The 15,756-nt window shown below is 34.6% G+C and carries 17 protein-coding genes; all 17 read right to left on the bottom strand.

What is annotated here, in order from left to right; translation table 11 throughout:
- Positions 1 to 18: 18 nt before the first annotated feature.
- Positions 19 to 78, bottom strand: a complete 60-nt coding sequence (locus OC526_RS08335) for an erythromycin resistance leader peptide (protein WP_146743586.1) — start codon at positions 76 to 78, stop codon at positions 19 to 21.
- Positions 79 to 1,159: 1,081 nt separating this feature from the next.
- The gene (locus tag OC526_RS01535; RefSeq protein ID WP_262121629.1) at positions 1,160 to 1,462 is read right to left on the bottom strand and encodes a hypothetical protein; all 303 of its coding nucleotides are present in this window, start codon (positions 1,460 to 1,462) and stop codon (positions 1,160 to 1,162) included.
- Between the two features lie 125 nt (positions 1,463 to 1,587).
- Positions 1,588 to 3,120, bottom strand: coding sequence for a glutamine-hydrolyzing GMP synthase (guaA, locus tag OC526_RS01530; protein ID WP_410050263.1), 1,533 nt, complete (start codon positions 3,118 to 3,120; stop codon positions 1,588 to 1,590).
- A 12-nt stretch (positions 3,121 to 3,132) separates the two neighbouring features.
- Positions 3,133 to 3,951, bottom strand: coding sequence for a pyruvate, water dikinase regulatory protein (locus tag OC526_RS01525; protein WP_262121623.1), 819 nt, complete (start codon positions 3,949 to 3,951; stop codon positions 3,133 to 3,135).
- 11 nt (positions 3,952 to 3,962) lie between these two features.
- Complete coding sequence (glyS, locus tag OC526_RS01520) at positions 3,963 to 6,026, bottom strand: glycine--tRNA ligase subunit beta (RefSeq protein ID WP_262121621.1); 2,064 nt, start codon at positions 6,024 to 6,026, stop codon at positions 3,963 to 3,965.
- Complete coding sequence (gene glyQ, locus OC526_RS01515; protein WP_262121617.1) at positions 6,019 to 6,900, bottom strand: glycine--tRNA ligase subunit alpha; 882 nt, start codon at positions 6,898 to 6,900, stop codon at positions 6,019 to 6,021. The genes glyS and glyQ overlap by 8 nt, the downstream gene beginning before the upstream one ends.
- Position 6,901: 1 nt before the next feature.
- Entirely contained in the window at positions 6,902 to 7,669 is a 768-nt protein-coding gene (recO, locus tag OC526_RS01510) for a DNA repair protein RecO (protein WP_262121615.1), read from the bottom strand.
- Positions 7,656 to 8,537, bottom strand: a complete 882-nt coding sequence (gene era / locus OC526_RS01505; protein ID WP_262121613.1) for a GTPase Era — start codon at positions 8,535 to 8,537, stop codon at positions 7,656 to 7,658. The genes recO and era overlap by 14 nt, the downstream gene beginning before the upstream one ends.
- Positions 8,534 to 8,935: a cytidine deaminase gene (gene cdd, locus OC526_RS01500; protein WP_262121610.1), complete on the bottom strand. Its 402-nt coding sequence runs from the start codon at positions 8,933 to 8,935 to the stop codon at positions 8,534 to 8,536. Before cdd ends, era begins: the two co-directional genes overlap by 4 nt.
- A complete protein-coding gene (locus OC526_RS01495; RefSeq protein ID WP_262121608.1) occupies positions 8,932 to 9,777 on the bottom strand; it encodes a diacylglycerol kinase in 846 nt (281 codons plus the stop codon). The genes cdd and OC526_RS01495 overlap by 4 nt, the downstream gene beginning before the upstream one ends.
- Positions 9,770 to 10,219: an rRNA maturation RNase YbeY gene (gene ybeY, locus OC526_RS01490; RefSeq protein ID WP_262121605.1), complete on the bottom strand. Its 450-nt coding sequence runs from the start codon at positions 10,217 to 10,219 to the stop codon at positions 9,770 to 9,772. Before ybeY ends, OC526_RS01495 begins: the two co-directional genes overlap by 8 nt.
- A 9-nt stretch (positions 10,220 to 10,228) precedes the next feature.
- Positions 10,229 to 11,191 carry a PhoH family protein gene (locus OC526_RS01485; protein ID WP_262121967.1) on the bottom strand — a complete coding sequence of 321 codons (963 nt, stop codon included), beginning with the start codon at positions 11,189 to 11,191 and terminating at the stop codon, positions 10,229 to 10,231.
- 86 nt (positions 11,192 to 11,277) lie between these two features.
- Positions 11,278 to 11,835 (bottom strand): hypothetical protein, encoded by a 558-nt coding sequence (locus OC526_RS01480; protein ID WP_262121603.1) that lies wholly within the window; start codon positions 11,833 to 11,835, stop codon positions 11,278 to 11,280.
- Complete coding sequence (floA, locus tag OC526_RS01475) at positions 11,828 to 12,772, bottom strand: flotillin-like protein FloA (protein ID WP_262121601.1); 945 nt, start codon at positions 12,770 to 12,772, stop codon at positions 11,828 to 11,830. The genes OC526_RS01480 and floA overlap by 8 nt, the downstream gene beginning before the upstream one ends.
- A complete protein-coding gene (locus OC526_RS01470) occupies positions 12,760 to 13,395 on the bottom strand; it encodes an NfeD family protein (protein WP_262121598.1) in 636 nt (211 codons plus the stop codon). Before OC526_RS01470 ends, floA begins: the two co-directional genes overlap by 13 nt.
- Positions 13,396 to 13,482: 87 nt before the next feature.
- Positions 13,483 to 14,502, bottom strand: coding sequence for a type 2 isopentenyl-diphosphate Delta-isomerase (gene fni, locus OC526_RS01465; RefSeq protein WP_262121966.1), 1,020 nt, complete (start codon positions 14,500 to 14,502; stop codon positions 13,483 to 13,485).
- Positions 14,495 to 15,718: an LCP family protein gene (locus OC526_RS01460; RefSeq protein ID WP_262121596.1), complete on the bottom strand. Its 1,224-nt coding sequence runs from the start codon at positions 15,716 to 15,718 to the stop codon at positions 14,495 to 14,497. Before OC526_RS01460 ends, fni begins: the two co-directional genes overlap by 8 nt.
- Positions 15,719 to 15,756 lie beyond the last annotated feature (38 nt).

Below are 15,756 nucleotides of genomic sequence, written 5' to 3'. Positions count from 1 at the left end.
AGAGCTCATTATAACCAATTATTTTTGGTTTGGTTGATAATGAAATCTCTCAATAACAAATATAGAAAACATACCCATACCTTTACCTCCTTTAATTTTTTTCATTATAAATGAGATAAAGTAATATCTACTACTGCAATACATGTACACATATTTAACTCCTCCTTATGCAACTGATTATATCACTTTTAATTTCTCTATTCAATAAAGTTCTGTGCTAATCTACCTCACCCTATGGATTTTTAATCCCGAAACATCAAATGTCATCTGTCAAATGCCCTATTTAAAAGGGTCAAAAAACGGTATTTTTTAGCCTGTTTTTGACCCAATTTTCGTACTCAAACCACTACATGTTGTGGTTGACTCCTATTATTCCTTGTCCAAACCACAATACGTCATCAGAATTGCTGCTTCAACGTGGGACGAGTTGATAGCATTGATGTATTTATGATTTTTAGCGAAACTGTTGTATATGGGAACATATCGACTAATTTGTACGTTCGTGGGAACATAACGACTAGCTTTCTAATGGTCGCCAAAAGAATCGAAATATAATTCTAGTTTAGAATACTTCTATCCTTATCAAATATATGAAACTGTAATAATAAAATTTAATTGCTTTCATCGACTAATGTTAAAACCTACAACACAAGAATTTAAATCATTAGATTACACTATTTACTATTCAATCAATTTAAGCTCCTTCATTCATATCCCTTCTACTATACCCCAAGAAACCTATTACTATTAAAGCAATGCTAATTATAGTAACTGCAAGAAAAACTGATGCTTCAAAATCATCCATTGGCATTTGAGGCATCCAACTTTGTATAGCAGTATTTAAAAACCATTCCGGGAGGTCTATCTAGGTTCTTAGCTCCTACACTCATCCTACGGCAAGAGTTAATTCAAAACTACCCTTCATTGCGCTCCATTACATACTAAATATAGCACTATAAGATAACCTACAACGCGCTCTATTTATTATTCCATTACGCTTCATTACGGGTATTTTTTCGGTTAACACTTGCCTATGATATACAGAACATTTGGATAAAGTTAAGGCGCCCTTTGCTATTTGACAAAATGAGTGGTTGATTATACTCATATTTGTAAAATAGCAAAAGGCGCCATTGTTAAAATCTTCGATTTTTTCGTTTTAATTTCTTTCTTCTAAATAGTTATAATAAACTTCAAACTCTTTTTCAAAATCATTTAGTAATTCAACTAATTTTTTATTGAGTTCGATATACTCTAGTTTTGTTTGTGGGTGCAGGTTATTTAAATCTTTTAATGATAGTTTACTACTATCATCACTGCCATACCATAAATCTCTTAACGGTTGTACTTCTGGATCATGTAAAGTTAGACCCGTACCTCTAACAAGTAGTAGCCAATTAGGCTGTCCGTAGTTAGTTATAATGTGATGTTTTAACCTATTAAATTCTGTGATGTATTCCATTCTTAAACCTCCTATGTTGATAGGATTTTGATAGGGAATAAGATAAATTTATATGGTTTTAAGTAGTTTTATGTTTGTTTAAACCGTTGAAAAATGGCATTCCCCCACCTAGTCATATTATACTTTTATTCCCATTCAATAGTCCCAGGTGGTTTAGATGTTATATCATACACTACTCTACCAACACCAGCTACTTCGTTTATCATTCTGCTTGATAATGTTTGTAGTAGCTCAAATGGTAGTTCTGCTGCTTCTACGCTCATTGCGTCTGTGGTTTCTACTGCTCTGATTGCTACTACGTTTTCGTATACTCTGGCATCTCCTTTTACCCCTACTGTTTTAATTGGAGTCCATACTGTGAAGTATTGCCAGATGTCTTCGTTAAGTCCTGTGTTTTTTACTTCTTCTCTTAGGATTGCATCTGTTTCTCTTACTATTTCTAGTCTTTTTTCTGTAATTTCTCCTATTACTCTTATAGCTAATCCTGGTCCTGGGAATGGTTGGCGCCATACCATATCGTGTGGCACGCCTATTGCTTCTCCTAGTTCTCTTACTTCATCTTTGAATAAATCGCGCAATGGTTCTACCAGTCCTTCAAATAGCATATCTTCTGGCAAACCACCTACATTGTGGTGAGATTTGATTACACTTGCCTTATCTTTTCCTGATTCGATTACATCTGGATAGATTGTTCCTTGGACTAGGTATTTTGCTTGGCCAAATTCTTTGGCCTCGCGTTCGAATACTTCTATAAAGTGGTTACCAATGATTTTTCTTTTTGTTTCTGGATCTTCTACGCCTTTGAGTTTTTCTAAAAATTCTGCACTTGCGTCTACTTTTTTGACATTTAATCCTAAGTTTCTGTAGGTTTCCATAACTTCATCTGCTTCGTTTTTACGAAGGAGACCGTGGTCTACAAATATACATTGAAGATTATCACCGATTGCTTTTGAAACAATAGTTGCTGCTACAGATGAGTCTACTCCACCAGAAAGTGCGCAAATCATTTTTTCGCCAGCATATTTTTCTTTGATGTCTGCTATGATTTTTTCTGCAAAGTCATCCATTTTCCATGTTTTTTCTGCATGACAGATGTCTATTACAAAGCTTTCTAGCATTTCTTTACCGTATTCTGAGTGAACTACTTCTGGGTGGAATTGTACTGCGTAAATATTTTTTTCTTTATTTTCCATACCTGCTACTGGGCAGTTAAGGGTCCATGCAGTTTTCTTAAATCCATCAGCTATTTTGCTTACTCTGTCTCTGTGGTTCATCCAAATTGTGGATTCTTGTGGTACATTTTTAAATATTTCGCTTTTATTATCTACTAATAGTGGTGTTTTTCCGTACTCACCGTTTTTTGGTGTTTCTATTTCACCACCATAATATTGGTTGATGTATTGCAAACCATAGCAAATACCTAAAATTGGTACTCCTAGGTCAAATAATTTGCTGTCTGTTTTTAAAGAATTTTCATCATTTACAGATTGTGGACCGCCTGTAAGGATAATTCCCGCAAGTCCATCTAAATCAAGTGTGTCAAGGTCAACATCGCAAGGATGAAGCTCTGCGTAAACACCTAGTTCACGCACGCGTCTTACGATAAGTTGGTCGGTTTGACCACCAAAGTTTAGTACAAAAATTTTGTTTAAACTCATCATCTCTCCCTTTTATTTTTCTTCTCCAAATTTGGATTTGTAATATTCTACAATTTGGGTTGCTGTCTGCTCAATAGTATTGTTTGTCACATCTATAACCTTGCAATCTAGGTCTTTGAAGACTTCTTTTGCATAATTTAGCTCATCTTGGATGCGGTTTTCCTTGGAATATTTTGATTGGCCCTCAAAACCTAGTTCTTTTGAGCGATCTTCTCTGATATTTACTAGTTTTTCTGGGTCTATTATCAGACCAATCAGCCTATCTGAATCCACATCAAAAATTTCATTTGGCAGTCTAGATTCTGGCACTAGGGGCAAATTGCTCACCTTATAATTTTTGGTTGCTAGAATCATAGTTGTAGGAGTTTTGCTAGTCCTGCTAACTCCAAGCAAGACTATGTCAGATTTTAAAAATCCTCTAGGATCCTTGCCATCATCGTATTGGATGGCAAATTCTATGGCTTCGATCATAGAAAAATAGTCTTTAGATAGGGCCCTAGTAAGTCCTACCTGCCTAACTGCCTTTTGTCCAGTGACTTTTTCAACGGCCTTAATGCCTTCTTCTAGGATAGCTAGCACTTCTATATTTTTATCAGCTGCCTTTTCACAAATGTAATTTGCTAAATCTTTGTCAGCCATGGTTGGTACGATTATTGAATATTCAGTTATTTCCTCAAAAACCTCATCGATTTCTTCTTTTGTTTTGATTTCAGATCTTCTTTTTACACTAGTTTTTAAATCAGGAAATTGAGTTGTAACTGATTTTAGATAGGTCTGGGCAGTTTCCCCAGTCGAGTCACTGATTATAAATATAGTTAATGCGTCATCCATATTTCTTCCTTTTACTTAACTATTTGGCTAACATCAAATACTTTTCTGATTCTTTTTGATAGGGCATTTAACATTGAAAGTCTATTATTTTTTACTGCCTCATCTTCAACATTTATCATAGTATTATCTAGATATTCATTACCCACCTTTGAAGTTTGAGCCACACTTTTTAATTCATTTTTGTAGTCTTCGCTTGATTGGAAGGCCCTGTCGCCTAAGCTTCTGATTTCATCATAAAAGCTTTTTTCTAGGTCATTTTCGAATAAATCCTTGCTAATATCTGCTGAAATATCTTCCTTGGCAAGGTTATTTATCCTATTAAAGTAGCTTAGGCAGTCTTCATCTTCTTCTAAAAGTTCGCTTACAGCTTGGACTTTTTGATAAATTCTTAAAATATTTGTATCATCACCATTTATTACAGAATTTACAATATCATATCTAAATCCATCATCGATTAGCATATTTTTTAGCCTATCCTTGATAAATTCTAGAGTTTTCTCCATTGTAAGATCATAGTCAAATGGTAATTCATTTTCTTCTGTATAAGCGATTAAGGCATCATTTATCAATACTTTTAAATCAACGTCAATGTTGTTTTGTAAGATTATATTGATAAGTCCTAGGGCAGAACGACGCAAGGCAAATGGGTCTTGGCTACCTGTTACATATTTTTCGATAGCATAAAGACCAACTATTGAGTCAATTTTATCAGCAATTGATAAAACTATGCCTGTAATTGTCTTTGGAAGTGCACCTCCAGCTGATCTTGGCATATATTGTTCTTCAATGGCATTTGCTACTCTCTCATTTTCCCCAGAGTTTAAGGCATAAATTTTGCCCATAGTTCCTTGAAGTTCTGTAAATTCGATTACCATTTTTGTAACTAGATCTGCTTTTGAAAGATAGGCTGCACGTTTTAAATCTTCTTTTATATCTTCTCCAAGATTTAAGTCTTGTTGGTATTTTTCGCTTAGATCAACTAATCTTTGAGTTTTCTGATACATGGAACCAAGACCTTCAAAGAATGTAAGTGATTTTAATTCTTCTACATAGTCTTCTAATTTCTTTGCAGTATCAATTTCATAGAAGAACTTAGCATCTTCTAGTCTTGCTACTAGAACTTTTTTGTTACCAGAAACTACATTTTCTCCGTGATTGCCATCCCCATTGCGAACCAATAGGAAATATGGCAGTAAATTGTCATTTTCATCTAAAACTGGGAAATATCTTTGGTGGTCTTTCATAGGAGTAATGATAACTTCTTTTGGCAATTCCAAATATTTTGTATCAATATCTCCGGCAAGAACTGTTGGATATTCAACGATGTTGATTACTTCATCTAGCAAATCATCATCATGCATGTATTCCCCACCCTTCTCCATATTTATTTTATTTAGGCCACGGATAATAATATCACGACGGTCTTTGTATGGAAGGATGACAAAATTTTCTTTTAAAAGTTTTTCGTATTCATCAATAGAATTAATAACTATTTTATCATTGCCCAGTGTTCTATGACCACGGGTTACATTTGAAACTGTTATGCCTTCTGCATCAAAATCTAGAATTTTATCATCCAAAATAGAAACAAAATATCTTATAGGCCTAGCCCAACGGATAGATTTGCCTCCCCAGCGCATGGAGCGTTTGAAATTGATAGATTTTACTAAATCATATACATTTTCTTTTAAAACTTGGACAAGGGATTTGCTTTCTTCTTTTTTTTCTATATAAACATAGTCAGATCCATTTAAATCTTTGATAACTACATCAGAAAGTTCTGCTCCTTGGCCCTTTAAAAATCCTAAAAGTGGCTTATTTGGATTGCCATCTTCATCATAGGCAATGGCAGCACTTGGTCCTTTGACACAAATTGTTACATCAGTTTGATTAGAATTTACATTTTCTAAAAAGATTGCAAATCTTCTAGGTGTTGATTCTACTCTGATTTCATCTACTGTTAATTTATTGTCATCAATTAATTTTTGGAATTTTTCTTTTAGTTGTTTTTTAGTCGATTCTATATAATCTGAAGGTATCTCTTCTACACCGATTTCTAATAAGTATCTACTCATCATTATCCTTTCTTAGAAGAGGGAATCCTTGCTCTTCTCTTTTTGCAATATATTTTTCAGCTACTTTTGAGCTTACATCACGTACTCTTTTGATGTAGTGGCTACGTTCTGATACAGAAATAGCCCCCTTGGCATCAAGGACGTTAAAGGTATGGCTTGTCTTTAGTACATTGTCATAGGCTGGGTAAACTAAATCTAGGTCTATTAGTCTATTTGCTTCTTTTTCGTAAATATCAAATAAATTCATCAAAACATCATTGTCAGCATCTTCAAAGGAAAATTTGGAATTTTCGTATTCTGCTAGCTTAAATACATCTCCATAGGTCAAATGCTCTGACCATTTGATGTCATAAACATTGTCCACATCTTGAAGATACATACAAATTCTTTCAAGACCGATTGTAATCTCTCCACTTTCAATCTCGCAGTTTATACCACCTACTTGTTGAAAATAAGTAAATTGGGTGATTTCCATCCCATCAAGCCAAACTTCCCAACCAAGACCCCATGCTCCAAGGGTTGGTGATTCCCAGTTGTCTTCTACAAAACGAATATCATGTTCTTTTGGGTTAATTCCAATCCTTTCCAGGCATTTTAGATAAATATCTTGGATATTGTCTGGGCTTGGTTTTAGTAAAACTTGCAACTGATGGTGTTGGTAAAGTCTGTTTGGATTTTCGCCATAACGGCCATCTGCAGGACGTCTAGATGGTTCAACATAAACCACTGACCATGGTTCTGGTCCAAGGGCTCTTAAAAAAGTGTGAGGATTCATAGTTCCAGCACCTTTTTCTGTATCGTAAGAAAACATTACAGAGCATCCCTGCTCTTTCCAGTAATCTTCTAAAGTTAGTATTAAATCTTCAAAATACATACTAATTCCTTTCGTTAGCTTTTTTTAACACCCATTCTATGGAAGAAAATCTATTAATTTCTAGCTTATCAAAGGTGTAGTTAATAATTAATCTTATAATTTTACTTTGATTTTCGGGTGGATTTAAATTTTCTAAATCTTCTGACTTTGTGTACAAAAGACCCTTAAGATAGGCAAATTCTTCTTTGTCTAGGAAAATCCTATCGCGGATCATATACTTATCATCCTCACAAATTAAAGATGATTGGCTTTCTGAGAAAAAAACTTCGTCGCTAATAACTTTTTTACCACAAACACCGCAAGTACTCAAATTTGGTTTAAAACCTGAAAATGAAATGTATTTTAATAAAAATGCCAAAAAAATATTTATTTGATTGTTTGCTGCATTTTCAAAGGCATCAAAAGTATTTTCAACTAATTTGTAGACCACATCAATTTGGATCTGATCATAAGTTCTTAAAAGTAAATCGCAAATTGCAGATTTATATAAAATCACATCAAAATTTTTATTTGATTTGGAATATGATTTTATAAGGCTTGCTTCTTTTATACCATAAAATTCTTTGCCAGATTTGTATAGATTGTAGGAAGCTTTTACAAATCTTTGGGTAACTCCCAGAGTTTTTGACTTTTTGTTCATAGTCCCCTTAGCAATTATGGAAATTCTCCCAAAGTCCTTGGTAAAAACTTCGATGATTTTGCTAGTTTCCTTGTAGGGAAATTCTCTTAGGACAAAACCTGTCACATCAGAAAGATCATTTGTAGCCAAACCTGTCCACCAACTTTTCTTTTTTGCGCCAGTCTTTTTCGACTTTTACCCAAAGTTTTAAATTGACCTTGCTATCTAAAAAAACTTCGATTTCTTTGCGGGCCTCCATGCCAATTTGCTTGACCATAGATCCGCCCTTGCCTATTACAATTTCCTTGTGGGAGTTTTTCTCAACAATGATAGTTGCATCTATATCGATAAGGTTTTTATTATCCCTTTGTTTAAAATTATCAATTCTTACAGCAATGCCATGTGGAACTTCTTTGTTTAAATTGTTTAGGGCCTTTTCACGGATGATTTCTGAAACGATAAATCTCTCTGACTTATCAGTGATCATATCCCTATCATAATAAGCTGGACCCTCGTCTAACATTTCTTTTATAGTTTCTATATATTGGTCAATATTTTTATCTTCTAGGGCGGAAATACCAATAATATGCTCAAACATTTGCATGTCTTCAAATTTATTTTTTATCTGTTCAAATTCACTTTCGCTTAGCAAATCTGTTTTGTTAATAAGCAAAATTTTTGGAACATGGATGCGTTTTAGCATTTCAATTATTTCGCTATCAAGCCTGCCTATTTCTAGGGAGTTGTCGACTATGAAGGTGACAATGTCAGACTCTTTTAATGACTCCTCACTAAATTCAAAAAGTTTTTCTTGAAGTTTGTTTTGTGGAGTTTGGATGCCTGGAGTGTCTATAAAAATTATTTGGCTATCCTCATCGTTATATATTATTTGTATTTTATCCCTGGTTGTTTGGGGTTTGTTGGATATGATTGAGATTTTTTCCCTTAAAATCTTTTCCATAAGAGTTGATTTGCCAACATTTGCCCTGCCAACTACTGATATAAATCCTGATTTCATTTATTTTCTAAATCCTTACTTGAAAAACTGTGTGGCAAAAGCTCATCTATGGTAAAAATATTGTAATCGTTAAGGCTATTTGCTATCACAATTTTGGTACCATCATCGGCGAATTCTTTTATAAATTGCCTGCACACCCCACAAGGGAAAGTGTCGTGACTGTCGCCGGTTATCACTATGTATACAAAATCTTTTTCTCCCTCGCTAATGGCAGAACTCATGGCTGACCTTTCTGCACAAAGGCAAGGAGAATAAGCTGCATTTTCAATATTTACTCCCTTATAAATGGCCCCAGACTTTGTTTTTACAACCGAGGATACCCTAAAATTTGAATAAGGTGAGTACGAATTTTTCTTATTTTCTATTGCTATTTCAATTAAATTTTCTATTTCTTTCATGAAAATATCCCAAATATAGCCATGGCCATGGATGCTCCAAGGATGGCTCCTCTAATAATTTCTGGCATGGAGTGTATATTTGCCTCATACCTGCTTTCTGCAATAATTATTGCAAGTCCTAAAAATAAAAGTTTTACAAGGGGGCTTGTGCTTTGCATAATACCAATACTTGCAATGCAAAAGCCTAAAGATGTATGACCGCTAACAAATCCACCCTTAAAGGCTGTACCGTGGCCCTCATAAAAAATACCCTTTAAAAAAATTGTAACTACTATTACCAAAGAAAGGGTAATGACTGCCAAATGTGACGGTTGTCTGGTAATTCTTACTATAACCGAGTTATAAAAATCAATAAATTTATCAAAAAATATCAGATAAGCAACAAAAAGCGCATTTAAAGCTGCAATAAAAACTGCCGCTGCTGACAAATCCTTGCTGGCTTTAGCAAATGGAGAATATTTGCCACCACTGGCTAGATTTACCGCCTGCTCGATAGCAGTGTTTAATAATTCAAATCCCAACACAAAGCAAACAGCAAAAACAAGTGTGATCATCTCAACCCTAGACAGGTTAAAAAACAAAGAAGCAACTAGCAAAATCGCTAGGGCGAGCAAGTGAAATTTCATGTTTTTTTCGTGATTTATGGCCCAAACCAAACCTTCATAGGCGTAGTCAAAGCCCTTTAAAAATTTTTGCCCGTGGGAAAGCTCTTCTTTTTCAAAATTGCGGTCATTTAGTTTTTGATCAGCTGCTTCCTTGCGTTCTTGCTCTTTTTTCCAGTCCTCTAGGACTTCTTTTTTTATTTCTTCTTTAAGGGCATCTCTTTCGTTTTTTTCAGTCATTTTTAAAGACCCCTAATATTTTCATAACTTCCTTCTCGCGGGCGCGCATTTCTATTTTTTCCGCCTCATCCATATGGTCATATCCTAGTAAATGGAGCATAGAATGGGCTGTTAGATACATAATCTCACGGTCAAGAGAATGGCCAAAGTCTTTTGCCTGATCTTTTGCTATATCCATAGAAATTACAATATCACCTAGCATTGTATCTACACCCTCGATAGAAAAGTCCTCATCCATAGGAAAAGATAGGACATCAGTTGGCCTATCTACATTCCTAAATTCTTTATTTAATTTGTGAATCTCATCTATATCTACAAAAGTAATGGAAACTTCGTATTCCAATGGCAGTCCTTCTGTTTCCAGGACTGTTTTTACAACGCTTTTTAGCTTTTCATCCATGTCAATTTTTTCATTTGTTTCATTTGAGATAATAAGATTCATATATTTTCCTTAAATTTGCTTATCATCAAGCTTTTTTTCTTGTTTTTCTTCTCTTTGAGCTTCATTTTTAGCATCTTCTTTGTCGTAAGCATCGATAATTCTTTGAACAAGTGGGTGCCTTACAACATCTACCGATGTGAAATTTTGAAATTCAATGCCCTTTACATCTTTTAAGATGCGTTCTGCTGTTCTTAGCCCACTATTTTTGCCACGTGGTAGGTCAACTTGGGTCTTATCCCCAGTAATAATTGCCTTTGAACCGTAGCCTAGGCGGGTTAGGAACATTTTCATCTGCTCACTAGTTGTGTTTTGCGCTTCATCTAGGATTACAAAAGCATTATCCAAGGTACGCCCCCTCATATAAGCTAGGGGTGCTACTTCAATAAGGCCTTTTTCTACTAATCCTTGGTAGGTTTCAAAACCTAATATTTCAAAAAGTCCATCATATAAAGGACGCAAATATGGATCTACCTTATCTTGCAAATCTCCTGGCAAAAATCCTAGACTTTCTCCAGCTTCTACTGCTGGTCGAGTTAGGATAATTCTATTTACTTCGCCTTGTTTAAAGCTTCTTACTGCCATGGCAACTGCTAGATAAGTTTTACCAGTACCTGCTGGTCCAATACCAAAAACTACATCATTATTCTTTATTTTTTCAATATAGGCTTGTTGTCCAAGTGTTTTAGGTTTGATTGCTTTGCCGGTAGCGGTTGATATAACTGCATCATCAAGGGCTTGTTTGATGACATCCTTATTTTCACGCTCTAGCATATCTGCATAGTATTTTATTTTTTGAAATTCAAGACTACCATTCTTATCAACTTCATTTAATAGCTCTATAAGAAGTTCTTTGGCAAATTCGGTATTTATACCCTCACCACTTACTTGTAGGCCATCTTCTTTTAGTTTGATTTTGGTATTGAAGCGTTCTTCTATATATTTTCTATTCTTGTCAAAATTCCCAAATAAAATTCTTACATTATTTGGATTATTAATTGCTATAGTTCTATTAATATCAATCCCTCCGATTGTTTTTGTGTGTATTTATTATACCTTTTTTAGAATTTTTTTCTCTTAGCCAAAGGAGGGGCCAATATTTCTGACATTATGATTGCTTTTCTAAAATTCGCTTTATTTTTAAGAGTTTTTTGGTAAGACTCGATTATTTCGTGTTTTTCGGCTTCTCTTACACTTTTTCTCTTATAATTTGCATCTTTTTTGTATATTTTTTCTTTTCTTTTTTCTCTAAGCTCTCTAGCCTTTTTTTCTTCAAGCCTTCTGCGTAAGTCTGGATTTACTGGATCTCCCTCAGATCCCATCATAGTCCTACCACTGATGCTACCCTTGGAATTTACTTTTCCCTCGTGAGATCTTTTATCCATTACGTTTTTATTCTTATTTCTTGGATATAATTCTTTTACTTCTTTGTTATCAGAAAATTTTCTAAAAACCGTTGGTTTTTTGCTAGGCTCAAAGCTTTGTTTTTTCTTTTTTTCTTCTTCTTCGATTTCTCTTTCAGCTTCTTCTATAAGTTCATTTATAGAATTTTTTGCTGTATTTATCCAAGAATCAAAGGACTGATAAGTGGTTTTTTTATTCTTATTATTATTAAACATCGTAATCACCCGCATCTACATCTGATAGGCTTTCGCGCATTTTTGTATCTGCGTTGATATTTCTCATATTATAATAGTCCATTATTCCAAGATTGCCGTTTTCAAATGCTTCGGCAATAGCTTCTGGGATTCTTGCTTCTGCTTCTACTACTTTTGCCTTGTTTTCTTGTTCTAGGGCAATAGCTTGGGCACGACGTTCTTCTGCTTTTGCTTGGGCAATATTTTTATCTGCTTCTGCTTGGTCACGTTGAAGCTCTGCACCAACGTTACGTCCTACGTCCACATCAGCTATATCTATTGATAAAATCTCATAGGCTGTTCCGCTATCAAGTCCTTTTAGTAAAACTGTTTGAGAAATATTGTCTGGATTTTCTAGGACTTGGGCGTGGGAATCAGCTGAACCTACTGTAGTTACAATACCTTCACCAACTCTGGCAATAATTGTTTCTTCTCCTGCCCCACCTACTAATCTATCTATATTTGCTCTTACTGTTACTTTTGCAATAACCTTTACTTCGATACCATTTTTTGCAACTGCTGCAATTACTGGTGTATTGATTACTTTTGGTGTTACAGAAACTTGTACAGCTTCAAAAACATTACGTCCTGCAAGGTCAATTGCTGCTGCTTGTTCAAAAGGAAGGTCAATATTTGCTCTTTCTGCTGCAATTAATGCATCGACAACTTGGTTGATATTACCACCTGCAAGGTAGTGGCTTTCTAAGTCTTCTGTTCTAATTGGAATGCCTGCTTGGTGGGATTTGATAAGGGCATTTACTATTACATTTGGATTTAGTCTTCTAAAACGCATAGCAACTAGGGATGCCATTGAGATATTTACTCCAGAAAATCTCGCTGTTATCCAAAGTCCTATCGGAACCATTGTGAAAAATACTATAAGTACAATTATAATTATTGCTGGTGCTAAGAATTCCATACTTTCTCCTTTACAATTATGTGTCCATCTTTTATGGCAACTACTTCTACTTCTCTGTCCTTGCCTATAAAATCACTATCAGATTTTGCATCATAGGCATTTCCCTCTACTTCAATTCTACCTGTCGGCCTTAAAATAGTTTTTGTAACCCCACTTTTGCCAAGCAAGATACTATGGTTACTTTTGCTGTTGTAACCTCTTTCAGATGAATTTGTGTTTTTTAGGATGAATCTATCAAAAAGATTTCTATCAAAGCCCAATTTTACATATACAGTTACTGTAAGAATTATTGCAATGGCACTTACTATTAGGATTAAAAAACCCATTTGCGTACTAGCAAAACTATCCATTACTGAATACATGGTTAAAATCAAACCAGCTATGCCAATTACCCCAAAACTTGGAATGAAAATTTCTATGGCAAGTAGGGTAATTCCCATCACAAATGTCAATATCGTCATATTATCAGCTACATTATAAATGGTGTTTTGGTAGTAAAAAAATCCAAATAATAGCAGTGATAATATACCAAAGAAAACCTTTTTCTCTGTAAAAAGTATTGAGATTACAGAAATAACTGCCAATACAAAACTAAGGGCAATTACTAAGTCATTTTCAAGCATACTTTCCGCCTTTCTTTTTCTTCACCTCAATTATCTAACAAAAATCCTAAAAAATCAATATTTTATACCAAAAAAGGCTAGCATTACCTAGCCTTCAACAAGTTCTTTTAGCTCTCCTGTTAGCTTATAATCAACCTTTTTAAGCTCATCAATGCTCCTAACTCCAAGAAGGGCCATAATTATTTTGATTTTTAGATTTATTTCTTTTAGGAAGTTTTCGCAAGCTTCATAACCACCATGGAGAAGATAGCTTAACACTTCACCACTCATTGCCGCCATGTCAGCACCAATTATTATTGATTTTACAATATCCATAGCATTTCTTATCCCGCCTGATGCTATAATAAAGCTACCATCCGAAACACTTCTTACATCAATAATTGATTTTGCAGTTGGGATTCCCCAATTATAAAGGTCTGAGTAATCTGCTTCAAAGTCTCTTAAATCTTCGATTTCTATGAAATTAGTCCCACCCTTACCAGCAACGTCGATGTATTTTACACCTACATTTACTAATTTTTGGGCAACTGATTTTGAAATTCCAGATCCAGTTTCTTTTACAATTATTGGATATGAAAAATTCTGAATAAGATTTTCTATCAAATCAAGGGATGAGTGGTAGGAGTTGTCTCCCTCTTTCATCACAAGCTCTTGGGCAAGGTTTAAATGCACTTGCATGGCATGGGCATCGATTAAATCTCTTGCAAAGACAAAATCTTCGTATTCACGTTCAAAACCAAGATTACCAATCCTAAATAAATCTTCCTTGTACTTTACAAGTTCAAAGGAATCACGGGACTCTTCATCACTTATAGCAATTGATTCGCTACCAACTGCCATTGGTATATTTATCGATTCACAAATGGATGATAGGTCTTCATTTATATTTGCAGATGCAGATCCTCCACCTGTCATGGCATCTACCATTAGGGGCATGGCAATTTTTTTGCCCATAAATTCTATGCTGGTATCAATCTCATCAAGGGAAACATCAGAAGTTGCATTGTGTTCGATGTATACATCTTCTAAAAGAGTGGATCCTCTGTATTTGCTTTTTAAATAATTTTCGATATGAGCATCTTTTCTTTCACGTCTTTGACTATTCATCAGCATTATCCTCTCTTACTTCTGAATTTAGCGATTCTTCTACCATGTCAGGGCTGCTTGTTGTAGTGGTCGTTGTAGTTGTTGTTATTGTTTCGGTATAGGTTTCTTCTTCTTGAGTATTGTAATTTTGACCAGTGTTTAAATTTTGCTTTTGATTTACTGGATTCTCTTGTATGGTCTTGGTTTGAGGAAGTGGAGCTTGGTTATTTTCTTCTTCTTGTTTTTTCTCATCCTCAAGTCCCCTATCGGTCGACTCATCTTTTATTTCATCGTAATGTTCATATTCCTGATAGCCAGAGTCTTCTTTTTTCCAATTTTCTAGCTTAAAGCTTGGGAAAACCTCATCGACTATCTTCCAAGTTTTTTCAAAATCTGGGATGTAATAGCTAGTTCCATCTATGGTTTGTTCCATACCTGGTACTATGTGGGTGTCCATCTTATCTGATGAAAAATTATTTATATTTCCTGCTAAATCCATAATAGCTGTCATTGGAAGATTTGTTTTTACATATTTTAGGTAGTTGGTAATAAAGGTCATCAAATTCATATTTTTTGATTTTTTAACCATTTCATCTACCATAGCCTTTACAAATCCTTGTTGGGTATTTACCCTACCTATGTCTCCGTTATTATAGATATTTCTGGTTCTTAAAAACCACATTACTTCATTACCATCCAAATGATTTGGACCTGGTTTAATTTGCACCTTACCCTTATCAATGGTAATTCCTTCCGGCACATCATAATCAACCCCTCCTAGGGCATCAACGATATTTATCAGTGCTTGATAATTTATTTGCACATAATAATCTATATCCAGACCTAAAAAACTTCTTAGAGTTTGCATGGTTAGTTCTATACCACCAAAGGCATGGGCGTGGTTTACCTTATCAAATTTGTCGCGGATTTTTATCCTACTGTCACGTGGAATACTCATAAGATCCATCTTTCCAGTTTTTGTATCTGCCTTTAAAAGCATGATAGTATCTGTACGAGTAAAGTCAGTGTTATCATCATCATCCCCATTTTTGTCTACTCCAACTAAGAGGATAAGGTACTCTCCGTCTGCTGTTTTTACTGCATTATCATTATAATTTGGTATGTCTTTGTAGGCTAAGTCTGCTTGATTGGCATTTAATCTATCTAGGATAAATTTTGTTCCAAAAAAGCCCAAAAGAATAACTAATAAACTTAAAAAAAATCTTTTTGCTTTCATAAAACCTCTTCTCTTATTAAAACTATTATACCTAGTTT

It is taken from the genome of Anaerococcus sp. Marseille-Q5996 (assembly GCF_946893725.1).
GTDB lineage: Bacteria > Bacillota > Clostridia > Tissierellales > Peptoniphilaceae > Anaerococcus > Anaerococcus martiniensis.
The sequence above is the reverse complement of the archived record's forward strand: the minus strand, read 5'-3'. Positions and strand labels throughout refer to the sequence as shown.